Source organism: Pseudomonas sp. GW822-FHT06D10 (genome assembly GCF_058799535.1).
On sequence record NZ_JBXALN010000003.1, the window covers coordinates 219,247 to 243,115 of the forward strand.

A 23,869-nucleotide genomic window follows, 5' to 3' on the forward strand; every position below is an offset into this window, starting at 1 on the left:
AAGCATTACTTCGCTTTCACGCCTTCGAAGCTGATGTACAGGTCGACATTGTTGGAGGCCGGGCCCAGGTCCATCATCTTGCCGAAATCCTGGCGATTGATGCTGGTGGTACCTTCGAAGCCGGCGCGGTAGCCGCCCCATGGGTCCTTGCCTTCACCCAGGAAGGTGGCCTTGACCACGACTGGCTTGGTCACGCCGTGCAGGGTCAGGTCGCCGGCCACGTCAGCGGTCAGCTTGCCATCAGCGTTCTTGCCGGTGGGCTTGACGCTGGTGGAGACGAACTTGGCGTCGGCAAACTTGCCAGCGTCCAGGAAGTCCTTGCTGGTGATGTGCTTGTCACGTTCGGCGTGGTTGGTGAACACGCTGGCGGTGCGCACGTTGACTTCGATCTTGGCGTCTTCCGGCTTGGCCGCGTCAAAGCTGAACTTGCCGTCCAGGTCCTTGAAGGTACCGGTGATGAAGCTGTAGCCCAGGTGGCTGATCTTGAAGTCGACGAAGGCGTGCTGGCCTTCCTTGTCGATCACGTAGTCCGCTGCCATCACTTGACCGGCCGCCAATACAGCAGATCCGATTGCCAGAGCGGCGAGAGTCTTTTTCAACATGCTTTCTATTCCTTTTGAGTCAAGGTTGAACATCAGGCTTTGCGACCCAGCATACGGGTAAGGGTCGCATCACGATCGATAAAGTGGTGCTTCAGCGCAGCCAGGCCATGGATACCGGCAAAGATCACCAGTGCCCAGGCCAGGTACAGATGCACCACACCTGCTACATCTGCCTGGTCCGGTAGTCCGGAGATCAGGGCAGGAACTTCAAACAAGCCGAACACCGGGATACCCACGCCGTCGGCGGTGGAGATCAGGTAACCGGCAATCATGACCGCGAACAGGCCGAGGTAGAGGAACGCGTGCCCCAGCTTGGCCCCCAGGCGGGTCAGCGGCCCATGGTTGGCCGGGGCCGGCGGCGGTGGGCTGACCCACCGCCACAACACCCGCAGCAGCATGATTGCAAACAGTGTCAGGCCGATACTCTTGTGCAGGTCCGGCGCGTCTTTGCGCCAGGTGCTGTAGTAGTCGAGGCCGACCATCCACAGGCCCAGGGCGAACAGACCAAACACCGCCAGGGCCACGCCCCAGTGCAGAACAATGCTGACCCAACCATAGCGAGAAGAAGAATTACGTAACTGCATCAGTTGCATCCTGTAAGAAACGCAGATCAAGACTAGCGATTTACCTATCGAATTAAAGCGGAATTTTTTGCTTTGAAATATCGAGAAATACGATCAGTAGTCTGGACCGAGCGCGTTAAGAAAAGATTAAGCCTCACGCCAAGCCAGCCTCCTTGCTCCCTCGTGCCGTGCCCTGGGTCTTGCAGGCGGCGTCTTTGCACCTGACGCATCACGCCGTGGCGCGTCTTGCACAATAGGTTGTCCCGCGGCCATGCATTGCATAGGCTTGCCCGATTGTTCGCCCGCGCCGTTGGCGGGCCGCTTCCAGGAGACTGTACATGGGCCTGAATAACCAGTGGATGCAACGCGATCTTGCGGTGCTGTGGCATCCCTGCACCCAGATGAAAGACCACGAACAGCTGCCGTTGATCCCCATCAAGCGAGGCGAAGGCGTCTGGCTGGAAGACTTCGAAGGCAAACGCTACCTGGATGCGGTCAGCTCCTGGTGGGTCAATGTGTTCGGCCACGCCAACCCGCGCATCAACCAGCGCATCAAGGACCAGGTGGACCAGCTGGAACACGTGATCCTCGCCGGCTTCAGCCACCAGCCGGTGATCGAGTTGTCCGAGCGCCTGGTCAAGATCACCCCCGAAGGCCTGACCCGCTGCTTCTACGCCGACAACGGTTCTTCATGCATCGAAGTGGCGATGAAGATGAGCTTTCACTACTGGATCAACCGCGGCCAACCGAACAAGAAGCGCTTCGTCACCCTGAGCAACAGCTACCACGGCGAAACCATCGCCGCCATGTCAGTGGGCGATGTGCCGCTGTTCACCGAGACCTACAAGGCCCTGCTGCTGGACACCCTCAAGGTGCCGAGCCCGGACTGCTACCTGCGGCCCGAAGGCATGAGCTGGGAAGAACACTCGCGGAACATGTTCGCCGCCATGGAGCAGACCCTGGCCGAGCACCACGAAACAGTGGCCGCGGTCATAGTCGAGCCGCTGATCCAGGGCGCCGGCGGCATGCGCATGTATCACCCGGTGTACCTCAAGCTGCTGCGCGAAGCCTGCGACCGCTATGGCGTGCACCTGATCCATGACGAGATCGCCGTGGGTTTCGGCCGCACCGGCACGATGTTCGCCTGCGAGCAGGCCGGCATCCGCCCGGATTTCCTGTGCCTGTCCAAGGCCCTGACCGGCGGCTACCTGCCCCTGGCCGCGTGCATGACCACCGACGATGTCTACAGCGCCTTCTACGACGACTACCCGACCCTGCGCGCCTTCCTCCACTCCCACAGCTACACCGGTAACCCGCTGGCCTGTGCCGCGGCCCTGGCAACCCTGGATATCTTCGAGCAGGACAATGTGGTGGAGAACAACCACGCGCTTGCCCGGCGCATGGCCAGCGCCACCGCGCACCTGGTGGACCACCCCCACGTTGCCGAAGTACGCCAGACCGGCATGGTCCTGGCCATCGAGATGGTCCAGGACAAGGCCAGCAAGACCGCCTACCCCTGGCAGGAACGCCGCGGCCTGAAAGTCTTCCAGCACGCCCTGGAACGCGGCGCCCTGTTGCGTCCCCTGGGCAGCGTGGTGTATTTCCTGCCGCCGTACGTGATCACCCCGGAACAGATCGACTTCCTCGCCGAAGTCGCCAGTGAAGGCATCGATATCGCCACCCGCGACCAGGTCAGCGTGGCAGTGCCCAAGGACTTCCACCCCGGCTTTCGCGATCCGGGCTAGAGCAGGTCGTTAGTTGTGGCGAGGGAGCTTGCTCCCTCGCCACAGAACGCTTTCCACCGATTCACATTCAACAGAGAACCCAGATGAGATTGTCCCGCTTCTTTATCGACGCCCCCCTGAGCCTAGGCGAACACGAGTTGCCGGAAGCCCAGGCACACTACATCGGGCGCGTACTGCGCATGGCCGAAGGTGCTGCCCTGCAGGTGTTCGATGGCTCGGGCACCGAGTTTCGCGGGGCTCTGGTGGAAGTGGGCAAGAAGCGGGTTCGGGTCCAGCTGAATGAAAGCTTCGCCGGCCAGCAAGAATCACCGCTGCGGATTCACCTGGGCCAGGGACTGTCCCGGGGCGAGCGCATGGACTGGGCGATCCAGAAGGCCACGGAGCTTGGGGTCAGCGAAATCACCCCGATCTTCAGCGAGCGCTGCGAAGTGCGGCTCAAGGACGAGCGCGCCGACAAGCGCCTGCTGCACTGGCGCCAGGTGGCTATCAGCGCCTGCGAACAGTGCGGCCGCTCACAGGTCCCGGTGATCCACCCGCCCGTGCTGCTGGCGGACTGGATCAAGCAGGCCCGGGCCGACCTGAAGCTGGTGCTGCACCCCGTGGCCCAGCCCCTGGAAACCCACGCCAAGCCTGCCAGCCTGGCGTTCCTCATTGGCCCTGAAGGCGGCCTGACAGACGCCGAAGTGGAGCTGTCCCACAGCGCCGGTTTCCTCCCCGCGCGCCTGGGGCCGCGGGTGCTGCGTACCGAAACCGCCCCGGTGGTGGCCCTGGCCGTGGCCCAGCAACTGTGGGGCGACTTCTAACCCCTCCTGGTGGTGGCTATTGCACCGGATCGCTGGTGGGCTGGGCGATGATCGCTTTGAGTTCACTGGTCATGGGGAATTCCAGGTTCAGGCCCTTGGGCGGAATCGGCTGCTGGAACCAGCGCTGGTAAATGCCGTTGATCTCCCCGGAGCGGTACAGGTCCGCCAGGGCGCCGTTGACCAGGGCCAGGAACTGCGGGTCATCCTTGCGCACCATGCAGCTGTAGATCTCCCGCGACTGTTCTTCCCCCACCACCACCCAGTTGTGCGGATCCCGGGCCTTGGCCCGCTCGCCGTACAGCAACGCATCGTCCATGTAGAACGCCGCCGCACGCCCCGACTGGAGCATCTGGAAGGCCTCGCCGTGGTCCTTTGCGCTGATCACGAACATGTCGATCTTGTGCTCGACGTTGTAGCTCTTGAGAAAGCGCTCGTTGGTGGTCCCCGCCGTGGTCACCACGTTCTTGCCCCGCAGGTCGGCGAAGCTCTTGATCCCGCTGTCCTTGGCGGTCAGCAACTGGCCTTTGACGTAGATGAAACCGTAGGAAAACGCCACCTGCTTCTGCCGCTCGGCCGTCACCCCGGTGGAACCGCATTCCAGGTCCACGGTGCCGTTCTGCACCAGGGGAATGCGGGTCTGCGAGGTCACCAGGTTGTATTTCACCTTCAGGTTGGGCAGGTGCAACTGCTGCTGGATGCGCTCCACCACCTTGCTCGCCAGCTCCACGGAATAACCCATGGGCTTGCCGCTGTTATCCCCCACGTAGGAAAAGGGCACCGAGGCATCGCGATAACCCAAGGTAATACTGGCGCTGTTGGCGATCTTCGCCAGGGTGCCCTGCAGAGGCGCTTCATTGGCCTGGGACATGGCGCTGAACAGGAGCCCCAAGGTGCAGCCGAGCAACGTGATCTTATGCATTGTTATTCTCCGTTGTGGGTAAGGGCAGTTAGCGGCGGGCCGCGATGATGCTGATTTCGACAAGGATCTGCGGGCGCGCCAGGGCCGCCTGCAAGGTGGTGCGCGCCGGCGCCTGGCCAGGGGACAGCCAGGCCGACCAGACTTCGTTCATCACCGCGAAATCGGCCTGGATGTCCTTGAGGTAGATCGTCGCGCTGAGCAGGTGCTCCTTGTCGCTGCCGGCCTCGGCCAGCAAGGCGTCGATCTTCTCCAGCACCTCGCGGGTCTGGCCGCCGATATCGCTGCTGGCCCCCGGCACCTGCCCGGAAAGAAACACCAGTCCGGCAAAGCTCACCGCGCCACTCAGGCGCTCGTTGCTGTGGATACGCTGGATACTCATCTGAAGACTCCTTTTAACGTTCAGGCAACGCGGGGCGTCAGGCCCTGCATGTCGATACTGGTGCAACGCTGGCCGATCAGTTCGCCCAGCAATTGGCCGCTGCCACAGGCCAGGGTGAACCCCAGCGCGCCGTGGCCAAGGTTGAGCCACAGGTTGCGGTAGGCGGTGGCCCCGATCAGCGGCACGCCGCTGGGGGTAGCCGGACGCATGCCGGCCCATTCCACGGCTGCCTGATAGTCACCGGCCTCGGCGAAGGTCTGGGCTGCCTGACGGCGCATCAGGGCCAGGCGGCCGGGGTCTGGCGCCGGGTCGAAACCGACGATGTCGACCATGGCCGCCACCCGCAGTTGCTGGCCGATACGCGCATAGACGATCTTGCGGTTGTAGTCGGTGATGCTGATGTCCGGCGCCCGGTGCTGCGGGCCGATGGGCACGCTGAGGCTGTAGCCCTTGAGCGGATACAGCGGCAGTTGGAGCCCGGGCAGGCGCAGTTCGGCGCTGCGGTGCCCGGCCGCCAGCACCAGTTGGTCCACCGGCAACATGCGCTCCCCCAGGTCGATGGCCTGGACCTTATCCCCCCCATGGTGAATGCCCCGCACCCGCTGGCCCAGTAGGATTTCGCAGCGCCCGGAAGCGCGCAGCCGCGTGGCCAGTTGCTGGCAGAAGGCGTGGCAGTCGGCCACTTCTTCATCCGGGGTATAGATACCGCCGACGAAGGGCGTATCCCCTAGGGCCGGTTCCAGGGCCGTGCATTCGACAGCGGAAAGCACCTGTTGCTGGCCGCTGTCCGCCAGGTTGTGGCGGGCGTGCTCGAAGCTTTTTTGCTCGCGGAAAGTCACCAGCTTGCCGTTGCGCCGCCAGTCGAAGCCTTGTAGGCCATCCTCTTCGCGCCAGCTTTGCAGGGTGCTCTGGCTGAGCAGCGCCAGGCGCAGCAGGTGCGCGCCATTGCGCCGGTTCACCGAGTGCCGGCAAGCACCGAGGAACCCCGCCAGCCAGCGCCACTGCGCCGGGTCCAGGCGTGGCCGCAGCTTGAGCGGAGAGTCGCCCTTGAGCATCCAGCCCAGGGCCTGCCAGGGCACCCCGGCATCGGCCAGAGGCGCCACATAGCGATAGGACAACTGCCCGCCGTTGGCGAAACTGGTCTGGCTGCCCAGGGACTCCTGAGCCTCCACCAGGGTCACCTCAAAGCCCTGGCGGACCAGGGCGTAGGCACTGGCCAAGCCGATGACGCCCCCTCCAATGATGCAAACCCGCTGACTCATGACTGCCCCTGGCCTGTTGGTCGATGGCCCAAGGTTAGGGGCAGGTGACAGGCGCCGGACAATGAATAAAGATGGACCTCCCATAAACAAAGGTTATGGACTGCCCCATGCGCCTTCGTCATATCGAGATTTTCCAGGCCATCCGCCAGACCGGCTCCATCAGCGGCGCGGCGCAGTTGCTGCATGTCTCCCAGCCGGCGGTGACCAAGGTTTTGCAGCACGCCGAACTGCAGTTGGGTTTCCCGTTGTTCCTGCGGGTACGGGGCAAGTTGCAGCCAACCCCGGAAGCCCTGGAGCTGGAGCGGGAAGTGGACAAGGTCAGCGAGAGCCTGCAAGGGGTCCGGCGCCTGGCCCAGAACCTGCGCCGGGCGCCGGGCCACAGCCTGCGCATCGGCGCCACACCGGCCCTGGCCCTGGCCTTGCTGCCGCCCGCCATCAGTGAATGGACCCGCCTTTACCCGGACAGCCTGTGCGAACTGTCCAGCGCCCATAGCCGCGAGCTGGTACAGAACCTGCTGATGCGCGAAATCGACCTGGCGCTGACCCTGCAACCCCCGGATCACCCGGGCCTGAGCGCCCAACCCCTGGCCCAAGGTGTGCTGGTGGCCCTGGCGCCGCTGGGCTTCTGGCCCGAGCACAGCCGCGGCCAGCCCCTGGCGCTGCAGGAGCTGGCGGACGCGCCACTGATTGGCCTGAGCAGCGCCGACCCGTTGTCGGCCCGGCTCGACAGCTACCTCAAGTCGGTGGAGCCGCCGCCGCGGGTGAGCATCGCCGTGCAGACCTATTCTCTGGCCCGGGCCATGGTCGAGTCCGGCGCCGGGCTGGCCCTGATCGACCCCTTCACCGCCCTGGGCGCCTCAACGGCCAACACCGCTATCCGCCCCTTGAGCCCGCCGCTGCCGATCACCCTGTACGCCGTGACCCGCGCCGCAGAACCGCCGCCCCACACCCTGGCCAGCCTGCTGGAAATCTTCGCCCTCCAAGCCCAGGCCCAGCTCGACCGCCCCTTGTAGGAGCTGGCTTGCCAGCGAAAGCGTCCGCCAGCCCGGTGCTAATCCAGAGGGCCTCTTCGCCGGCAAGCCGGCTCCTGCACCAATCCACAACGCCCCGCCCCGTAGGAGCTGGCTTGCCAGCGAAAGCGTCCGTCAGCCCGGTGCTAATCCAGAGGGCCTCTTCGCCGGCAAGCCGGCTCCTGCACCAATCCACAACGCCCCGCCCCGTAGGAGCTGGCTTGCCAGCGAAAACGCCCGCCAGCCCGGCGCAAATCCAGAGGACCCGCTGCGCCGGCCAGCCGGCCGCTACAGGACGTAGAACAGGATCGCGACGAAATGCAGCAGGCTGCCGGCGATCACGAACAGGTGCCAGATGCCGTGGGCATGGCGCAGGCGGCTGTCGAGGGCAAAGAAGATGATGCCCACGGTGTACAGCACCCCGCCCGTGGCCAGCCAGGCGAAGCCGGCTGGCCCCAGGGCCGCCAGCAGCGGCTTGACCGCCACCAGGACGATCCAGCCCATCACCGCGTAGATCACGATGGAGAGAATCCGCGCCTCGGAGCGCGGCTTGATCTCCTGGAGGATGCCGATCAGCGCCAGCCCCCAGACGATGCCGAACAGGGTCCAGCCCCAGGGCCCGCGCAGGGTCACCAGGCAGAACGGCGTGTAACTGCCGGCAATCAGCAGGTAGATCGAAAAATGATCAACCTTCTGCATGATGTTCTTCGCCCGTCCGCGCACGCTGTGGTAGACCGTGGACACGCTGTAGAGCACCAGCAAGGTGAAGGAATAGATCGCCACGCTGACGATCTTCCACGGGCTGCCATCCAGGCTGGCCAACACCACCAGCCAGATGCCGCCGATAAACGCCGCGATTGCCCCCAGCAGGTGGGTCCAGGCGTTGAATCTTTCTCCGTGATACATCAGTCGCTCACCCTTGAAACATTGAAAAAACACGCAAGGCTCAGGCCTGCAGCTTGAAAGCGCAATATGTCTATTGGGGCGCGGCCGAGAAAAAACCAGCGGCCACGTCCTGACCGATCGGGCATCATCAGCCCCTCCTCAGCAGAGTCCGGACCATGCTCATCGACGAAGAGTTGACCCTGAAAAAGCTCGAAGTGTTTCTGGCCTTCATGCGCACCGGCAACCTGGCCCGCGCCGCCGCCGAGTTGCAGACCAGCAATGTCAGCGTGCACCGGGCCATCCACTCCCTGGAAAATGCCCTGCGCTGCCCGCTGTTCAAGCATGAAGGGCGCAACCTGACGCCCCTGGAAAGCGCCTTCGTCCTGGAGGAACGGGCACAGAAGCTGGTGCAGGACGTGGTCGAGAGCGTGCGCCTGACCCGCGAAGCGGCGGGCTTTTCAGCAGAACGCTTCAAGCTCGGCGCACTTTACTCGCTGACGGTGAAAACCGTGCCGCAGCTGATCATGGGCCTCAAGCTGCGCCGCAGCGAGCTGAACATCGACCTGATCCTGGGCTCCAACATCGACCTTTTGTACAAGCTCAAGAACATGGAGGTGGACGCCATCCTGATTTCCCTGGACGACAGCGCCCATGACCCGGACTGCGAGCAACTGCCGTTGTTTTCCGATGACATTTTTCTCGCCACCCCCGCCGATTCGCCCTTTGCCCAGCAGAGCGAAGTGGACCTGGCCGACGTGCGCGACGCCACCTTCATCACCCTGACCCAGGGCTTTGCCACCCATCAGGACGGGGTGCGAGTGTTCAAGCAGGCGGGGTTCGAACCCAAGGTGGCGATGCAGGTCAACGACATCTTCACCCTGCTGAGCATGGTCAGCTCCGGGGTCGGTTATGCGTTGCTGCCGGGGAGGATCGCGGCGGTGTATGAGAACCGCGTGAAACTGATACCGCTGCAGGCGCGCTACCGCCTGCAGCAGCATATCGGCGTGGTGTTTCTCAAGGCCAAGGAACGCGACCCGAACCTGTTGGCGCTGCTGGCCGAATGCCGGATGTACGCCAACCGCCAAACCCCCTAGAAGCCGGCCGGCCCGGCCTTTTGTAGGAGTTGGCTTGCCAGCGAAGGCGTGCGCAAGAACAGCGCATGCCTCACGGGCCTCTTCGCCGGCAAGCCGGCTCCTGCAGGGGTTAGCCCACCAGGCCGCGGACGATGAAGAACAGCAGCGATGGCCCCAGCAGGCAGCCCAGCCCGGTGTGGAAGGTGGCGGTCAGGGCGCCGTAGGGCACCAGCCGCCGGTCCGTGGCTGCCAGCCCCGCGGTCACGCCGCTGACGGTGCCGGCCAGGCCACCGAAGACCATCGCCGAACGCGGATTGTCCAGGCCCATCCAGCGCGCGGCCATGGGCGTACCCACCATCACCAGGATCGCCTTGATCAGGCCCGTGGCAATCGACAGGGCCACCACGTCGGAGCTGGCACCAATGGCTGCGCCGGTCACCGGGCCGACGATATAAGTCACCGCGCCGGCACCAATGGTGGTCATGCTCACCGCATCGCGATAGCCGAAGGCCCAGGCGATGCTCGCGCCGACAATGAACGGCAGTACCGTACCCAGCAGCAGCGCCACGGCACCGATCATCCCGGCCTTGCGCGCCTCGGTGGCTTGTACTTCAAAGGCCGTGGCGACGATGGCGAAGTCCCGCAGCATGGCGCCCCCCATCAGGCCGATGCCGGAAAACAGGGCCAGGTCCGCCAGGCCCTTCTGACCACCGGTCAGGGTGCCGCCAACCCAGGCCAGGACCAGGCCGATGACAATGGCAATGGCCGATCCGTGTACCCGGCCGAACGTCAGGCGCTTGGACAGCAGCACCGAGACCCACATGATCACTCCGACGAAGGCGAAGGCGGTGACCAGACCGTTGTGCTCCAGGCCTTTCTCGATCAGATCCCACATCTCAGCGCCCTCCTGCCGGTGCGGCTTTCACACCCGGCTCCAGCGGCTCGGCCGGCAGTGGCTCGCCCTTGTGGGTGCGGCTGATGAGGGCGATGGTGCAACCGCAGAGCACCACCGAACCGATGGCCGCCAGCACCGCCACCGGGCCGCCGTGCAGCGCCGTCACCACGTTCTGCTGGGCGGCCATGGCCACCACTACCGGAATGTACATGGCGCCCCAGAAACCCACGCCCATCTCGCAATCCTTGGTCATGCCGCCGTGCCTGTGCATCCACAAACGGGCGCAGATCAGCAGGATCATGGCGATGCCGACTCCGCCGACATTGGATTTCACCCCCAGCAACACGCCGAGCATGTCGCCGATAATCACACCCGCTAGCGTACAGATCGCCAGCAATGCCACACCGTAGATAATCATTGTTGTTGTCCTCAAAGTGCATCGTCGAAGTTGTTGTTCTTGTGCTTCGTCAGCCTGAGTCGGTGCTCTATCGGTCGCGGCTTCCCTCCTCATTCAACAGGGCTTGCAGGGTGTCCAGGCGCGCGCCGTCGAAGGCGATCACCGTCCCCTGGGCAAACACCCGGCGGGCCAGCCCGGTCAGTACCGCGCCGGGAGGCAATTCGATCTGCAGGCGCACCCCGCGCTCGTAGGCGCTTTGCACCGTGCCGCGCCAGTCGACGACGCGGCACATGTTGAAGGCCAGGTCGTCGCGCAACGCTTCCACGGAGCGCATGGGCCGCGCTCGGCTGCCACTGAGGTAGCCCAGCTTCGGCAGTTGCAGGGGTACCTCGGCAAAGGCGGCAGCCAGGGCCTGGGCCGGTTGTTCCAGCAGTGGGCAATGGGACGGCACGCTGACCGCCAGGCGCTTGGCCACGCCGACCCCGCAACCCCGGGCCAACTCGGCCACGGCATGCATCGCGGCATCGCTGCCGGCGATCACCACCTGGTTGTCGGCGTTGATATTGGCCAGGTACACCGGCCTCTGCGGGCTGTGGACCTGGGCCAGCAGCCCTTCCACCGCCGCCAGTTCCAGGCCGATCAATGCGGTCATGCCATAGTCCTGTGGATAAGCCTGCTGCATCAACTCACCCCGCAGGCTCACCAGGCGCAAGGCGTCGGCAAACTCCAGGGCCCCGGCCACCACCGCCGCCGGATAGGCGCCGATGGACAGGCCCGCCACGTAGTTCACCCGAGTATCGGGCTGCAACAGAGTGCGCGCCGCCGCCACGCCGGCGATCAGCAGGCACAGCTGCACCGCCCGGGTGCTGGCCAGGGCTTGGGGTGAATCCAGCGTCAGTACGTCCTGCCCCAACACATCGCTGGCCTCTTGCAGGCAGGCCCGCGCTTGCGGGCTTTGCGGCAGACGCTGGAGCATCCCCGGCTGCTGCGCGCCCTGGCCCGGAAACACCAGCAGGCTGCTCATGCCGCCTGCTCCTGAGGGTTCCAGGGGTCGCTGACCAGGCGCGCGCCACTGGCGCTCTTGAGCAGAACCCGGGCAGCCGGCCCGGCCCATTCGCGCAGGGCCAGGGCGCCGCCGGGCACCTGCAATTGCATATCCACCTGGCAACCGGCTCCGTCCAGCAGCGCCAGCAATTCACGGGCCCGGGCCCGTGGCAGAAGCTCCGGGGTACGCAGGATCAGGTCCAGGTCGCTGTGCTGATGCAAGGCCGCCACGCCGCTGGCCAGCTCGAAACCGGCACTGCCACTCACGCCCCAGATCCACTCCTGGGCATCCAGTTCATCGCGCAAGTGCTGCAACGCCTGCAACGCCGGCCATGGGCGCTGGGGCGGTACATGACACAGCTGCTCGGGGCGCACCCCGCGCTGCACGGCTTGCAGATCCAGCAGCGCCGGATAGCGCTGTTCCCGGGAAACACCACGCAAACCCACCGCAACCTGCCCCGGTGCAGTCAAGGCCCGGCGCACCACCACCGGCTGTCCGGCCTCCAGCACCGCATGGGCCCAGGCCGGCGCATCGCCCGGCAACTGCGCCGGGGTCATGCCCCACAGCAGATCGTGGGGCAGCCAGGGGCCGCACCCGCTCACCACTGCTCCCGCAGCAACTGCCGGACTCGGCTCGACGCCGCCCGGTTCACCGCGCCCAGACGGCTGCCGAGGTCGACGCCCTTGGCCCGCACATCGGCAATCGCCGCCAACAGGCATTGATTGACCCGGGCCAGATCCTCCGCCGTCGGTTGTTCGATCTGCCGCACCGAGAGGGTTTCCCACAGCAGGCCCAGGCCCGCGTAGCTGTCGATGTCATAGGCCATGGGCGGCACACTGGCGGCCAGGGCTTCCAGTTCCTCGACGCTGCGCAGGGTCACCCGCGCCGCCGAGGCCTTGCCCATGGCGTGCACCATCACCCCCGGGTCACGCAGGGCGATCAAGCGGTTGGCCTGATACCCATGGGCCAGAAAGGCCCCGGACATGGCCTTGCCCACCAGCAGGGCAATCACCGGGTGCCCGGCCAGGCGGGCCCGGGCATAGCTGTCGGCGGCGCCCGCCAGGGCCTGATGAATGCCCAGCGCCTCTTCGCGCCGGCCATAGGCCTGGCTCGGCACATCGACAATGGCGATCAGCGCCCGCTTGTGCTCCTGGTCCTGATCGGCGCGGATCACCTCATCCACTGCCTTGGCCAGCCCCCAGCCTTCCAGCAGGCCGACCTCGCCCTGGCGGGCGCGGGGAAAACGGTTGTCGGGGTCAGGCACTACCGCAATGAAGCGCGCCGGCTGCCCGTCCAACTGGCCGTCGGCCACTTTCAAGGAAGGTGGCAGGCCGCTCACGGGGGTCGCATCGCCACTCAAGGCGTCGAACCAGTTCAGGCCCCGCAGGGAACTAGCAGTCATGGGCGGTCTCCTTGATACAGGTCGCGAACCGTCGCCGCATCGATTTGCGGCGTAGTGTCCAGACGGGACAGACGTTGCAGGTACAGCTCGGCCTCGCGGCTGCGTTGCCGCGACGGCAAGCCCAGGGCCAGCAGCTCACGGACCTGGGCCTGGATCAGTGCCACGTCGTCAGCCACGTAGCGGTCCACCAGGCCACTGGCGAAACGCTGCTCGCCGCCGGTCAGGCTCCAGATGAAAGGCCGGTCCCGGGAGTCGTATTCCTCAAGGCCCGCTTCCTGCTCGATCACCTGCGGGCCGTTGAGCCCCAGGCGCGCTTCCTGGGTGACCAACAGATAACTGCACAAACCGGCGGCAATCGACATGCCGCCAAAGCAGCCGACGCTGCCGGCCACCACGCCGACCACCGGCTGGTACTGGCGCAGCTCGACAATCGCCGCATGAATGTCGGCAATCGCCGCCAGCCCCAGGTTGGCTTCCTGCAGGCGCACGCCGCCGGTTTCCAGCAGCAACACGGCGCGGGTCGGGATGCCGTTGCGGTTGTCCTCGGCAGCCAGCTCCAGGGCGCCGGCAATCTTCGCCCCGCCCACTTCACCGAGGCTGCCGCCCTGGAAAGCGCCTTCGATGGCAGCAATCACCACCGGCGAACCCGCGATGCTGCCCTTGGCGATCACCACCCCGTCATCAGCCTGGGGCACTACGCCCTGGCGCTCCAGCCAGGGCGACATGACCCGCTGGAACGGGTCCAGCAACTCACGAAAGCTGCCGGCATCCAGGAGTGCCCGGGCCCGCTGCCGAGCACCCAGCTCGACGAAGCTGTGCTTGTTCAACAAGCGTGCGCTGTCAGTCATGGCCGATCTCCTCGAAGCCCTGTTCCAGGCGCAGGCGCACCACCCCGGGGGTGGCGCCGAAATCATGGATGTCGATCAACAGCGCCGGCGGCGTCTGGCCGTCGAACATGCGCTCGAACAGGTGCTGCCAGCGCGATGCGCTGCCGTTTACCGAGGTCTGTACCTGGATGCTCAATTTGCCGGGTTGGCCCGGCTCCAGCAGCACTTCCAGGTCGCCAGAGCCGACACAGCCCACCAGGGCGCGGCCACGGCCGGGCTGGCCGGCGGGGAATTCAAAGGACAAGGTTTCCATCAGTTCGCTCCCTGGTTAACAGCATCGCCGGATTCGATCCGGTCCAGCAGCAGGCTGGCCGCCAGCAAGTCGGCAGCGCCGCCGGGCGAGGCATTCAAGGTCAGTAGTTGCAGATCCAGTTCATGCAGGCGACGACGCCCGGCCAGGGTGGCGCTGCCACCAGCATCGAGCACCGCCCGGGCCCCCTGCTGCATGGCCTGCAGGCCCAGCTCACCGGCGCGATAGAGCACGCAGGTGTCCGCCAGCCGGCTCATGATCGCCAGCAAGGCATCGAGCCGGGCATTCTGTTCGCCATGGCCCTGGGCGCGGCTGCGCTTGAGCTGCGGCAGCCCCAGTTGCAGCACGGCGGGAAAGCCTTGCTGGGCTTCTTCGCGGGCACCGCGCACGCCGTAGCGCAGCGCCACCTGGGCGCCATGGCTCAACGGGCGTGGTGCATAACGGTCTTCGAGCAAGGCCAGGCGCGCGGCCACCAGCGCGACACTGCCGGCACTCGTGGCTTGAGGTTCCAGCGCGGCGGCGGCCACCAGCAGCCCCAGGGCCCAGATCGCCCCGCGATGGGTGTTCACCCCGCCGGTGGTGGCGAGCATGGCCTGCTCGCCTTCTCGGCCAATGCGCCCCAGGGCTTCACGCAGGGGCAGGCCCACTTCCCCGAGCAGCAGGGCAGCGTCGGCCATTTCCTTGAAGGCCGGCCACAGCGACAGCGCCGAGGCATGCATCAGGCCCAGGTGCAGGTCGGTGTGGGCGCCATTGCCACGGCGGTCCACCAGGGCCGGCTTGGGCGACAGGTCGGCCTCGTCGATCAGCGCGTCCACCGCCAGGTCCGCCAGGCGCTCGGCCAGGCTCGGGGTGGGTGATTGCAGGTTGAATGCGTGCATTACCAGCTCCTGAACTTGGCGGGCGGGTTGTACAGGCCACCGGACCACTCCACCAGGTCGGCCACGCTTTTCGCCGCCAGCAGCTCGCGGCTGGCGTCGGTGCGGCGAATGCCCAGGTCTTCCGGCAGGGCAATCAGGCCTTCACGGCGCATGCGCGCGGTGTCCTTGGGGTTGTGGCGCAAGCCGATGGCGGTAACCCCGGCCACGGCGGCGATCATCGCCTGGCGCTCTTCCAGGGAACGGGCCTTGTACAGGTAGGCGATGCCTTCCTCGGTCAGCAGGTGGGTGACGTCGTCGCCGTAGATCATGATCGGCGCCAGGGGCATGCCGCTCTTGCGCGCCACGTCCACCGCGTCGAGGGTTTCGACGAAGGTCGGTTTGCCGCCTTCCTGGAAGGTTTCCACCATCTGCACCACCAGCTTCTTGCCGCGTTCGAGCATGGCCTGGGGTGCATCGCTCTGATCCTGGCGCATATCCAGCCAGGCTGGAGTGCCGTGGCGGCGCCCGCGGGGGTCGTGGCCCATGTTCGGTGCCCCGCCGAAACCGGCCAGGCGGCCACGGGTCACGGTGGAGGAATGGCCGTCGCCATCCACCTGCAAGGTGGCGCCGATAAACAGGTCCACCGCGTACTGCCCCGCCAGCTGGCAGAACATCCGGTTGGAACGCAGGGAACCGTCGCGACCGGTGAAGAACACGTCCGGGCGCGCGGCGATGTAGTTTTCCATGCCCAGTTCGGTGCCGAAGCAATGCACGCTTTCTACCCAACCGCTTTCAATGGCCGGAATCAGGGTCGGGTGAGGATTGAGGGTCCAGTTGCGGCAGATCTTGCCTTTCAGGCCCAGGGATTCGCCGTAGGTGGGCAGGATCAGTTCGATGGCCGCGGTGTTGAAACCGATGCCATGGTTCAGCGACTGCACGTTGTGTTTTTCGTAGATGCCGCGAATCGCCATCATCGCCATCAGCACGTGCACCGGCTTGATATGGCGCGGGTCGCGGGTGAACAGCGGCTCGATATAGAACGGCTTGTCGGCCACCACCACGAAATCCACCCAGGACGCGGGAATGTCGACCCGGGGCAGCTCGCTGACATCGTCCACCAGCTGGTTGACCTGGACGATGACAATGCCGTCGCTGAAGGCCGCCGGCTCGATCAGCGCGGGCGTGTCCTCGGTACTGGGGCCGGTGTAGATGTTGCCGGCGCGGTCGGCCATGAACCCGGCAGAGAGCACCACATTGGGGATCAGGTCCACCACCAGCCGCGCATAGAGTTCGATGTAGGTATGGATGGCGCCGATTTCCAGCAGCCCGTCTTCCAGCAACTGGCTGATGCGCAGGCTCTGGGTGCCGGCAAAGGAAAAGTCCAGCTTGCGGGCGATGCCGCGCTCGAACAGGTCCAGGTGCTCGGAACGGCCGACGCTGGGCATGATCATGTGCAGGTCATGCAGCCTGGTCGGGTCGGCCTTGGCCAGGGAGCGGGAGAGAAAGTCCGCCTGTTTCTGGTTGTTGCCTTCCAGCACCACCCGGTCGCCGGGCAGGATCAGCGCTTCCAGGGCCGCGACGATCTTGTCGGTCGGCAACACCACGCCATCGGCGATGGCCCGCACCTGCTCGAGGCGCCGCTGCTTTTCGCTGCGCCGCCGCGACCAGCGCGCGTCGGGGGAAATTATTGTTGTCATGCTCACTCCACGGGTTCGCTGTCGTGGCAGTCACCTTAGGAGTGAAAACGGGGGGCATCAATCAAGCGCGGCGTTAGATCGTTACGCTCAGCGTAATGATTTGGGAGCCATGGCACTCTCATGCTCTCTCGGTACACAATGCCCGCCGTACCAGCCCATGAGCGGCCTGGGCAGACCAAGATGAGAGTCAGCATGGACACACCGATTCGCTCGAACCAGGCGCTGCTGGAGCAGCTCAAGCATGGCCTGAAGCCCGACTACCTGATGTTCTGGGGGCACCAGCCCACCCGGGACGGACGCATCTCCCAGAGCTGTTTCAGCCAGTGGTTCGACGCAGGTCTGGAACTCGATGGCATTCAGTACCCCAGCGCCGAGCATTTCATGATGGCCGGCAAGGCCCTGCTGTTCGGCGACCAGGAAACCCACGGGCGGATCCTCAAGGCCGTGACGCCCGCCGACGTGAAGCAACTGGGTCGCGAGGTGCGCGGCTTCGATGACGCCCGCTGGACCGAAGCACGCCTGGATATCGTGGTGCAGGGCAACCTGGCCAAGTTCAGCCAACATCAGGCGCTGGGTGAATACCTGCTGTCCACAGGCGACCAGGTACTGGTGGAAGCCAGCCCGGTGGACCGGATCTGGGGCATCGGCCTGGCGGCAGAGGACGCCAGGGCCAGCCGGCCGGAACAGTGGCGCGGCCTGAATCTGCTGGGCTATGCGCTGATGGAGGTGCGGGACAGGTTGCGCATTGGCTGAGGGGCTGCCTTCGCTGGCAAGCCAGCTCCTACCGGCGGTGTTGTGTAGCGGCCGGCTTGCCGGCCAAGAGACCTAGAGCCCCGCCACCAGCAGCTCTTCCAGGGCCAGCAGGTCCGGCACCTTGGCCACCTGCTCGGCCACCTGCACCGCGGCCTTTTCCAGCGCAGCCAGGGGCACGTCGACATAGCTCAACTGGCTGTCGAGCTTGCAGGAGCGGGGAATGCCCTGCACCAGCAGGGCCATGAACTTCAGCTCCGGGCGACCGCCCAGGGCATTGAGCACGACGATCCGCGCCCGCTCGCCAATCACGGTCCTGCCACCGCAGGCCGACTCGAAGCTGATCAGCGGAATCCGCCGCTCGCGCCACAGCACCCGGCCCAGGTACCAGGGCGGTGAATCCAGGTCGAAGGTGCCCTGCTGATAGTCGATCAGCTCGGCCACGGCCACGTTGGGCAGGATCAGGGTACGGTCGGCCAGGGGCAGCAGCAGCCCGGTGAGAGTGCTGGCGCGGTGATCAAGCATGGGTCTTACTCCACAGGGCGATGCTTTCCAGCAGCACCGACTCTTGATAGGGCTTGCCGAGGTAGTCGTTGACGCCGATGGCCATGGCCCGGTCGCGGTGTTTCTGGCCGGTGCGGGAGGTGATCATGATGATCGGCAGGTGTTGCAGGCGCGGGTCGTTGCGTACCTGGATCGCTACCTCGAAGCCATCCATGCGCGGCATTTCGATGTCCAGCAGCATCAGGTCCGGGGTGTGCTCGGCCAGCAGCGCCATGGCGTCGACCCCATCCTTGGCGGTGAGCACATTCATGCCGTGGCGCTCCAGCAGGCGGCTGGTGACCTTGCGCACCGTGACCGAGTCGTCCACCACCAGCACCAGCATCGGTCGCGGCGGTTGCACCTCGCTGGCCGGCTCGTCGCCCGCCAGGCGCGGCAGCGGTGCCTGGGCCTGCAAGGCGCGGATATGCGCCAGCAAATCGAGAATCAGCACCACCCGACCATCGCCAAGAATCGTCGCCCCGGACAGCCCCTGGACCGCGGCGAACTGCGGCCCCAGGCTCTTGACCACGATTTCCCGGGTACCGGCGGTGGCATCCACCTGCACCGCGATGCGCTGCTCGTTGCAGTGCACCAGCAGCACCGGCAGCGGCTGCACCTGGCCCAGCAGCTTCGGCCGGGGCACGGTGTGCAGCAGCTCCCCCAGGTAGCACAGCTGATAAGACTGGCCGGCGTACTCATAGCGCGGTGGGTCGAGCTGGTAGTAGCCGTCCAGCTCTGCGGGCAGCACCCGGACAATGCCCTCCACGGTATTCAGCGGAATCGCGTACTGCTCGTCGGCGCACTGCACCATCAGCGCGCGGTTGACCGACACGGTGAACGGCAGGCGAATGCGAAAATGCACGCCCTGGCCGGCAACCGAGTCGATGCTCATGCTGCCGCCCAACTGGCGCACCTCTTCATGGACCACGTCCATGCCCACCCCGCGCCCGGAAATCTGAGTGATCTTCTCGGCGGTGGAAAACCCCGGCTGCATGATGAATTGCAGCACTTCGCGGTCGCTGAGCTGCGCCTCGGGGTCCAGCAGGCCGCGCTTGATGGCTTTTTTGCGCACGGCTTCCAGGGGCACCCCGGCGCCGTCGTCGCGCATGTCGAAAATCATGTCGCCGCCCTCGCGGGACAGGTCCAGGCTGATCCGCCCCTCTGCCGGCTTGCCTGCCGCAAGGCGCGCCTCGGCCGATTCCAGGCCGTGGTCCACGGCGTTGCGCAGCATGTGTTCCAGGGGCGCGACCATGCGTTCGAGGACGTTGCGGTCCATTTCCCCTTCGGCGTTGCCGACCACGAACTCCACGTCCTTGCCCAGCTCTTCGGCCACCTGGCGGACGATGCGCTTGAGCCTGGGCACCATGCGCTCAAACGGCACCATGCGCGTGCGCATCAGGCCTTCCTGTAATTCGGTGTTGATCCGGCCCTGCTGCTGCAACAGGTTCTCGGCGTCGTGGTTGCGCCGGTCCAGGGTTTCCTTGAGGTCCAGCAGGTCCGAAGCCGATTCGAACAGGGCCCGGGACAGCTGCTGCAACTGCGAGTGGCGGTCCATTTCCAGGGGGTCGAACTCTTCGTAGCCCAGGCGCTCGGCCTCCACCTGCTGGCGGCTGAGAATCCGCCCCTGGGTTTCGGTGTCCAGGCGGCGCAACTGGTCGCGCATGCGCTCGATGGTGGTTTCCATCTCGCCCAATGCCGTGCGCGCATCGTTGACCTGTTGTTCGATACGGCCACGGAAGATCGAGGTTTCCCCGGCCAGGTTCACCAGGTCGTCCAGCAGCTCTGCCGAGACCTTGACCATGTCCCCCGCCACTGCCGCTTCCGCCGCGGGCGCAGCGGGCTCGGGCTTGGTGCTGGGCAGTGCAGCTTCTGCGGCAACGCCGGTCGCTACCCGCGGATGGCTCAGGTCGTGGATCGCATCGATGAGCTTCTGGGCCGGCTCGATGGGCTGGCCGGCACGGGCCGCATCGAGCATCTGGGCCAGGCGGTCGTGGCTCTTCTGCAACAGGGTGAACAGCACCGGGCTGGGTTGCAGCAGGCCGGCGGACAGGCCTTCGAAGAGAAATTCCAGTTCATGGGCCAGATCGCCGATGGGGGCGATTTCCACCATGCGCGCACCGCCCTTGAGGGTGTGCAGGTCGCGCAGCAGGGTTTCCACTTCCTGGCGACCCTGGGGCTCGGCCTGCCAACGGGCCAGGGCCGCGGCAGAGCTGTCGATGATGTCGAAACCTTCTTCGAGGAAGATTTCCAGCAGCTCCGGGTCCTGGGCCGCGCGGTCTTCCTCGACCGTACCCTGGGCCGCTTCGCCGGTGCTGGCGGCCTGCTGCCGGTACGACCGCACAGCCTCGATCTGCGCCCGGGATTCGTCCAGGGGATGCTGCCCCTGCAACTGTTCCAGCAGCAGTGCCAGTTGCTCGTGGCTGCTGCGCAACAGCAGGCCCAGGTGCTGGCTGTGGCTGTAGCGCCGGTCCACCAGCCCCTCGTACAGCGACTCCAGCTCCTGGGCCAGTTCCGCCACCGGGGCCACTTCGGCCATCCGTGCGCCGCCCTTGAGGGTGTGCAGGTCTCGCTGCAGGGAAGACAGTGGCGCGCTATTGTCCGGGTCGGCCAGCCAGCGCTGCAGGGCCTGGTCGGCGCTTTCGAGGATATCCACCGCCTCTTCGAGGAAGATCTCGACAATTTCGTCGTCCGCCTGCATCGGGGCCTCGGCCTGCTCCAGGCGGGCCGTGGCCGCGCCCAGTTCGCTGATGCTCAGGGCGCGGCTGCCATCGCTCTTGATCAGGCCCGTGGCAGAAGGGTCCAGACCTTCATCCAGCAGCTCGCGCAAGGCCTGCACCCGTTCCGGGCGCGGGCTGACTTCCTGGCCTGCGGCCAGCTCGTCGAGCATGTTGATCAAGGCATCATGGGCGCTTTCGGCTTCGTGGAAGAAACGCTCGCTGACGGCCAGGCTGCTCTCTTCCACCGCGCCATAGAGATCGAGCAAGGCTTCGCACAGCTCGTCCACCGGGTACAGGTCGGCCAGGTGCGCGCCCTCGCCCAGGGTGGTCAACTCATCCAGCAGGGCGCTGAGTTCCTGACGCTCGCCCGGGTGCTGCTGCCAACGGCGCAGCAGGCTTTCGGCATCCAGCAGGATGTCCATGCCCTGGGCCAGGAAGTTGTTGATCAACTGCGGGTCGCGCTTGGCCCGGGGCGCGCTGTCCGGGGCGCTGAGCAGGGTTTCCAGGCGCTCCCCCAGCAGGGCCAGGGCGCGGCCCACCAGGGAGCGGGCGCCATCGATGGGCGCCAGCGGGTCGCTGTCCAGTTGCCGCAGGCCCCGGCGCAGCAGGCCTTCGGCCTCCAGCAGCAGCTCCACCTCGTCCAGGTCCAGGGGGATCAAGTGCGCCCGGTATTCCCGGGCCAATTGGTCCAGAGGGCCGGCCAGCTCGGCAATCGGCAGCACTCCGGCCATGGAGGCGCTGCCCTTGAGGGTGTGCAGGGCCCGTTGCAGTTCGTCGCTGGCCTGCAGCGGTACGTGTTCGGCGGCCTGCTCGAGAAAGCGGTTGATGCTGTCCAGGTGGGTCTGGGCCTCGGTGCGGAAGATCTCCAGCAACTGCGGGTCCAAGGCCTCGGCCGGCACTGGCGCCGAGCCTTGCGCGCCATTGGCCAGGGCATGGGCCCGGGCGGCCAGGCGGTCGACATCGTCGCGCTGGCGCTGGGCCTGCTGGGCGAACTCGGCAATCAGTTCCGGCAACAGTTGCAGGGTGTCGGCCACCAGTTGCCGGGCTTCGACACCGGGCTCCACGCTGTGCTCCAGCACCCGGTTGAGAAGGTTTTCCACCGCCCAGGCCAGCTCCCCCAGCACCAGCGCGCGCACCATGCGCCCGCTGCCCTTGAGGGTGTGGAAGGCCCGGCGCAGTTCGCTCAGGGCAGATGTGCCATGGGGGGCCGCGGCCCAGCGCGGCAGATACTCGCGCAGCATCTCCAGCACTTCCTCGGTTTCTTCGAGGAAGACTTCCCGCAGTTCATCGTCCACCGGCTCCTCGTCCCCTGGCGGCGGCAACAGGCTGCCCGGGGTGATCAGGGCCGGCGGGTTGAGGGCCGAGACCGGCACCGCCAGGACATCCGCCAGGGACTGCGCCACCCGGGGATCGTCCAGCTCTTGCAGGTCCTGCATCACCAGGGCTTCGCTGGGGCTCAAGGGCTGATCGAGCAACGGCACCTGCTCCACCGGCACATAGCCCAGGGCGAGCAGGCCCTGCTGGGCCACATCGAGGATCTTCTCCCCCGGCGCCTCGTGGTCCTCGCTCAGGCGCTCCAGGTAGTACTCCAGGCTGGTGAGCACATCCGCCAGGTGGTCCAGTTGCTGCCAGTCGGGCCGGGAACGGGCCGCCAGCAGGTGTTCGACGACAAACTGCTGGCAAGCCTGCATCAGCCCCGCCGCGCGGGGCAGCGGGATCATCGCCAGGGCGCCGCGCACCTGGGTCAGCAGCTCGGGCAGCGCCTGCAGGTGTTCGGCGTCCCAGTCGGCCTCGATGCACTCGGCGATCAGGTCCTTGGCCTGGTGCAGGCAAACCCGCGCCTCCTGGATCACCAACTGGTGGATCTGGGTCAGGTCGGTGGTGGGCAGGCGGCTTTCCTCACGGCTTTCGGGCTCCACGGTGCCGGCCATGCCGGCCAGGGTCGCTTCCACGTACAGCAGGGCCCCCGCCACATCCATCAGCACCGCGTCGTCCGGCGCGCGCTGGCCCTGGGCCAGGCTCTGGACCACCGCCAACTGATCGATGATGACCTTGCGCGGCTGGCCGAAGCCCAGCACTGCCAGGGTGTCGGCGATCTGCCGCAGGGGCGACAGCAGCCCTTCGAGGTCATCGGTGTGCTGGCGGTCGCTGCGCACGAACAGGTCGAGGCGTTCCTTGACCCGCACCAGGCCATCGCACACCGCGGTCAGCACCGAGCGCATGGCATCCCGGTCGGGGCCGGCCAGGCGGGCCCGCTCCTCGTCCACCACTGCGCTGTCGGGCAAGGCGTCATCCAGTCCGTAACGTTCTTTCATGGTCAGCATCAATGGGGTGGGATGGCGCGCCTTGGCGATATAGAACAGCAGGCTCTTGAGCAATTCATCGGGGGCCGGCCGGTTGATCCCGGCCATGCCCTGTTCCAGCAGGCGCTTGAGCTCCTTGTCGGCATCCTTGAGCAGGCTGCGCACCGCCGGGCTGTTGGCGATCTCGTCGTGGCGCATGCCTTCCACCAGGGCCGAGGCGATATGCCACAAGGGCGCCAGCGGGGCGTCCTGGCACAAGGCTTCCAGGCGTTCGAAGACCTTGGCCATGTAGCCCAGGCTCTGCTCGTCATCCTGCTCGCGCAGCAGGTCCACCAGGGCGGTCTGCAACATGTGTCGCAGCTTGCGCAACTGGTTGGGCAATTCCAGGGGTTCCAAAGCCGCCAGGGCCTTGTCGCTCAGGGGCGGCAGGCTGGGCAGTTGCGGACTGAACAGGCTGGTTTCCGAGAGCAGGCTCTCGCCCCGGGCACTGCGCAGGTCGTTGAGCAGCGGCAGCACAACCAGCGGCAGGTCGCGCCGCGCGCTCTGCACCCGGTCCAGGTACTGGGGCAACTGGCCGATGGCCTGGCGCAGCAGGCGCAGGGCTTCGTCGCGCTGGGCCACGCGCCCCTGCTGCAGGGCCAGGGCGAGCTTTTCCATTTCTTCAGCCAGCAGCGCGGCGCCGTAGAACTCCACCATCTGCAGGCTGCCATGGACCAGGTGAATGCCTTCCAGGCACTGGTCGATGGCCTCCAGGGCCTGGGGATCGTCCGCCAGATGCTCCAGCGCCTGATGCGCCTGCTTGAGGGTCTCGGCAATTTCGCCCTTGACCCACTCCAGGGCTACATAGTCGTGCCGATCAACCATAACCACTCCAGTCAAAACCTT

Annotated in this window: 22 protein-coding genes; 5 read left to right on the plus strand and 17 right to left on the minus strand. The window is 66.0% G+C overall.

What is annotated here, in order from left to right:
• Positions 1 to 5: 5 nt before the first annotated feature.
• Entirely contained in the window at positions 6 to 602 is a 597-nt protein-coding gene (locus tag AC1RL5_RS10880) for a YceI family protein (protein ID WP_011063976.1), read from the minus strand.
• A 32-nt stretch (positions 603 to 634) separates the two neighbouring features.
• Positions 635 to 1,186 carry a cytochrome b gene (locus AC1RL5_RS10885; RefSeq protein WP_011063977.1) on the minus strand — a complete coding sequence of 184 codons (552 nt, stop codon included), beginning with the start codon at positions 1,184 to 1,186 and terminating at the stop codon, positions 635 to 637.
• Positions 1,187 to 1,503: 317 nt separating this feature from the next.
• Between AC1RL5_RS10885 and AC1RL5_RS10890 the strand changes: the two genes are divergently transcribed.
• Entirely contained in the window at positions 1,504 to 2,910 is a 1,407-nt protein-coding gene (locus tag AC1RL5_RS10890; RefSeq protein ID WP_019095273.1) for an adenosylmethionine--8-amino-7-oxononanoate transaminase, read from the plus strand.
• A gap of 83 nt (positions 2,911 to 2,993) precedes the next feature.
• Positions 2,994 to 3,713: a 16S rRNA (uracil(1498)-N(3))-methyltransferase gene (locus AC1RL5_RS10895; protein WP_492589354.1), complete on the plus strand. Its 720-nt coding sequence runs from the start codon at positions 2,994 to 2,996 to the stop codon at positions 3,711 to 3,713.
• Positions 3,714 to 3,729: 16 nt separating this feature from the next.
• Here AC1RL5_RS10895 and AC1RL5_RS10900 read toward each other — a convergent pair whose 3' ends face one another.
• From AC1RL5_RS10900 to AC1RL5_RS10910, 3 genes are read right to left on the minus strand one after another with little or no spacing between them, the layout of a single operon-like run.
• Positions 3,730 to 4,632: a transporter substrate-binding domain-containing protein gene (locus tag AC1RL5_RS10900; protein ID WP_011063980.1), complete on the minus strand. Its 903-nt coding sequence runs from the start codon at positions 4,630 to 4,632 to the stop codon at positions 3,730 to 3,732.
• 28 nt (positions 4,633 to 4,660) lie between these two features.
• Positions 4,661 to 5,011, minus strand: a complete 351-nt coding sequence (locus tag AC1RL5_RS10905) for a RidA family protein (RefSeq protein ID WP_011063981.1) — start codon at positions 5,009 to 5,011, stop codon at positions 4,661 to 4,663.
• A 20-nt stretch (positions 5,012 to 5,031) separates the two neighbouring features.
• Positions 5,032 to 6,273 (minus strand): D-amino acid dehydrogenase, encoded by a 1,242-nt coding sequence (locus AC1RL5_RS10910; RefSeq protein ID WP_093405306.1) that lies wholly within the window; start codon positions 6,271 to 6,273, stop codon positions 5,032 to 5,034.
• A 107-nt stretch (positions 6,274 to 6,380) separates the two neighbouring features.
• On the opposite strand from AC1RL5_RS10910, the gene AC1RL5_RS10915 reads away from it, so the two are divergent.
• Complete coding sequence (locus tag AC1RL5_RS10915; RefSeq protein ID WP_093405849.1) at positions 6,381 to 7,286, plus strand: LysR family transcriptional regulator; 906 nt, start codon at positions 6,381 to 6,383, stop codon at positions 7,284 to 7,286.
• A gap of 285 nt (positions 7,287 to 7,571) precedes the next feature.
• On the opposite strand, the gene trhA is transcribed toward AC1RL5_RS10915, so the two are convergent.
• Complete coding sequence (gene trhA / locus AC1RL5_RS10920; RefSeq protein ID WP_011063984.1) at positions 7,572 to 8,189, minus strand: PAQR family membrane homeostasis protein TrhA; 618 nt, start codon at positions 8,187 to 8,189, stop codon at positions 7,572 to 7,574.
• Positions 8,190 to 8,344: 155 nt separating this feature from the next.
• On the opposite strand from trhA, the gene AC1RL5_RS10925 reads away from it, so the two are divergent.
• On the plus strand, positions 8,345 to 9,262 hold the full coding sequence (locus AC1RL5_RS10925) for a LysR family transcriptional regulator (RefSeq protein ID WP_015637350.1): 918 nt from the start codon (positions 8,345 to 8,347) through the stop codon (positions 9,260 to 9,262).
• A gap of 109 nt (positions 9,263 to 9,371) precedes the next feature.
• Here AC1RL5_RS10925 and madM read toward each other — a convergent pair whose 3' ends face one another.
• The 9 genes from madM to mdcA form a co-directional block, all read right to left on the minus strand.
• Entirely contained in the window at positions 9,372 to 10,136 is a 765-nt protein-coding gene (madM, locus tag AC1RL5_RS10930; protein ID WP_011063986.1) for a malonate transporter subunit MadM, read from the minus strand.
• Position 10,137: 1 nt separating this feature from the next.
• Positions 10,138 to 10,554, minus strand: coding sequence for a malonate transporter subunit MadL (madL, locus tag AC1RL5_RS10935; protein ID WP_015637351.1), 417 nt, complete (start codon positions 10,552 to 10,554; stop codon positions 10,138 to 10,140).
• A gap of 67 nt (positions 10,555 to 10,621) precedes the next feature.
• Positions 10,622 to 11,557, minus strand: a complete 936-nt coding sequence (gene mdcH, locus AC1RL5_RS10940; RefSeq protein WP_492589353.1) for a malonate decarboxylase subunit epsilon — start codon at positions 11,555 to 11,557, stop codon at positions 10,622 to 10,624.
• On the minus strand, positions 11,554 to 12,180 hold the full coding sequence (locus tag AC1RL5_RS10945) for a malonate decarboxylase holo-ACP synthase (RefSeq protein ID WP_093405317.1): 627 nt from the start codon (positions 12,178 to 12,180) through the stop codon (positions 11,554 to 11,556). The genes mdcH and AC1RL5_RS10945 overlap by 4 nt, the downstream gene beginning before the upstream one ends.
• A complete protein-coding gene (gene mdcE, locus AC1RL5_RS10950) occupies positions 12,177 to 12,980 on the minus strand; it encodes a biotin-independent malonate decarboxylase subunit gamma (RefSeq protein WP_015637354.1) in 804 nt (267 codons plus the stop codon). The genes AC1RL5_RS10945 and mdcE overlap by 4 nt, the downstream gene beginning before the upstream one ends.
• Complete coding sequence (locus AC1RL5_RS10955) at positions 12,977 to 13,828, minus strand: biotin-independent malonate decarboxylase subunit beta (RefSeq protein WP_093405321.1); 852 nt, start codon at positions 13,826 to 13,828, stop codon at positions 12,977 to 12,979. Before AC1RL5_RS10955 ends, mdcE begins: the two co-directional genes overlap by 4 nt.
• A complete protein-coding gene (locus tag AC1RL5_RS10960; protein ID WP_015637356.1) occupies positions 13,821 to 14,120 on the minus strand; it encodes a malonate decarboxylase subunit delta in 300 nt (99 codons plus the stop codon). The genes AC1RL5_RS10955 and AC1RL5_RS10960 overlap by 8 nt, the downstream gene beginning before the upstream one ends.
• Entirely contained in the window at positions 14,120 to 14,995 is an 876-nt protein-coding gene (locus AC1RL5_RS10965) for a triphosphoribosyl-dephospho-CoA synthase (protein WP_492589352.1), read from the minus strand. Before AC1RL5_RS10965 ends, AC1RL5_RS10960 begins: the two co-directional genes overlap by 1 nt.
• Positions 14,995 to 16,671, minus strand: a complete 1,677-nt coding sequence (mdcA, locus tag AC1RL5_RS10970) for a malonate decarboxylase subunit alpha (protein WP_492589351.1) — start codon at positions 16,669 to 16,671, stop codon at positions 14,995 to 14,997. The genes AC1RL5_RS10965 and mdcA overlap by 1 nt, the downstream gene beginning before the upstream one ends.
• 192 nt (positions 16,672 to 16,863) lie before the next feature.
• On the opposite strand from mdcA, the gene ybiA reads away from it, so the two are divergent.
• On the plus strand, positions 16,864 to 17,424 hold the full coding sequence (gene ybiA / locus AC1RL5_RS10975) for a riboflavin biosynthesis intermediates N-glycosidase (protein ID WP_041120239.1): 561 nt from the start codon (positions 16,864 to 16,866) through the stop codon (positions 17,422 to 17,424).
• 72 nt (positions 17,425 to 17,496) lie between these two features.
• Here ybiA and AC1RL5_RS10980 read toward each other — a convergent pair whose 3' ends face one another.
• Both AC1RL5_RS10980 and AC1RL5_RS10985 read right to left on the minus strand, forming a co-directional pair.
• Positions 17,497 to 17,946 carry a chemotaxis protein CheW gene (locus AC1RL5_RS10980; protein ID WP_019095284.1) on the minus strand — a complete coding sequence of 150 codons (450 nt, stop codon included), beginning with the start codon at positions 17,944 to 17,946 and terminating at the stop codon, positions 17,497 to 17,499.
• Positions 17,939 to 23,848 carry an Hpt domain-containing protein gene (locus AC1RL5_RS10985; RefSeq protein ID WP_207239532.1) on the minus strand — a complete coding sequence of 1,970 codons (5,910 nt, stop codon included), beginning with the start codon at positions 23,846 to 23,848 and terminating at the stop codon, positions 17,939 to 17,941. Before AC1RL5_RS10985 ends, AC1RL5_RS10980 begins: the two co-directional genes overlap by 8 nt.
• Positions 23,849 to 23,869: the final 21 nt, after the last annotated feature.

Coding starts and splice junctions, on each gene's coding strand:
- mdcH (WP_492589353.1), bottom strand. CDS start 11,557: ATGAGCAGCCTGCTGGTGTTTCCGGGCCAGGGCGCGCAGCAGCCGGGG.
- AC1RL5_RS10925 (WP_015637350.1), top strand. CDS start 8,345: ATGCTCATCGACGAAGAGTTGACCCTGAAAAAGCTCGAAGTGTTTCTG.
- mdcE (WP_015637354.1), bottom strand. CDS start 12,980: ATGACTGCTAGTTCCCTGCGGGGCCTGAACTGGTTCGACGCCTTGAGT.
- AC1RL5_RS10980 (WP_019095284.1), bottom strand. CDS start 17,946: ATGCTTGATCACCGCGCCAGCACTCTCACCGGGCTGCTGCTGCCCCTG.
- madL (WP_015637351.1), bottom strand. CDS start 10,554: ATGATTATCTACGGTGTGGCATTGCTGGCGATCTGTACGCTAGCGGGT.
- AC1RL5_RS10955 (WP_093405321.1), bottom strand. CDS start 13,828: ATGACTGACAGCGCACGCTTGTTGAACAAGCACAGCTTCGTCGAGCTG.
- mdcA (WP_492589351.1), bottom strand. CDS start 16,671: ATGACAACAATAATTTCCCCCGACGCGCGCTGGTCGCGGCGGCGCAGC.
- AC1RL5_RS10905 (WP_011063981.1), bottom strand. CDS start 5,011: ATGAGTATCCAGCGTATCCACAGCAACGAGCGCCTGAGTGGCGCGGTG.
- AC1RL5_RS10960 (WP_015637356.1), bottom strand. CDS start 14,120: ATGGAAACCTTGTCCTTTGAATTCCCCGCCGGCCAGCCCGGCCGTGGC.
- AC1RL5_RS10885 (WP_011063977.1), bottom strand. CDS start 1,186: ATGCAGTTACGTAATTCTTCTTCTCGCTATGGTTGGGTCAGCATTGTT.
- trhA (WP_011063984.1), bottom strand. CDS start 8,189: ATGTATCACGGAGAAAGATTCAACGCCTGGACCCACCTGCTGGGGGCA.
- AC1RL5_RS10915 (WP_093405849.1), top strand. CDS start 6,381: ATGCGCCTTCGTCATATCGAGATTTTCCAGGCCATCCGCCAGACCGGC.
- AC1RL5_RS10900 (WP_011063980.1), bottom strand. CDS start 4,632: ATGCATAAGATCACGTTGCTCGGCTGCACCTTGGGGCTCCTGTTCAGC.
- AC1RL5_RS10880 (WP_011063976.1), bottom strand. CDS start 602: ATGTTGAAAAAGACTCTCGCCGCTCTGGCAATCGGATCTGCTGTATTG.
- madM (WP_011063986.1), bottom strand. CDS start 10,136: ATGTGGGATCTGATCGAGAAAGGCCTGGAGCACAACGGTCTGGTCACC.
- AC1RL5_RS10985 (WP_207239532.1), bottom strand. CDS start 23,848: ATGGTTGATCGGCACGACTATGTAGCCCTGGAGTGGGTCAAGGGCGAA.
- AC1RL5_RS10895 (WP_492589354.1), top strand. CDS start 2,994: ATGAGATTGTCCCGCTTCTTTATCGACGCCCCCCTGAGCCTAGGCGAA.
- ybiA (WP_041120239.1), top strand. CDS start 16,864: ATGGACACACCGATTCGCTCGAACCAGGCGCTGCTGGAGCAGCTCAAG.
- AC1RL5_RS10910 (WP_093405306.1), bottom strand. CDS start 6,273: ATGAGTCAGCGGGTTTGCATCATTGGAGGGGGCGTCATCGGCTTGGCC.
- AC1RL5_RS10890 (WP_019095273.1), top strand. CDS start 1,504: ATGGGCCTGAATAACCAGTGGATGCAACGCGATCTTGCGGTGCTGTGG.
- AC1RL5_RS10965 (WP_492589352.1), bottom strand. CDS start 14,995: ATGCACGCATTCAACCTGCAATCACCCACCCCGAGCCTGGCCGAGCGC.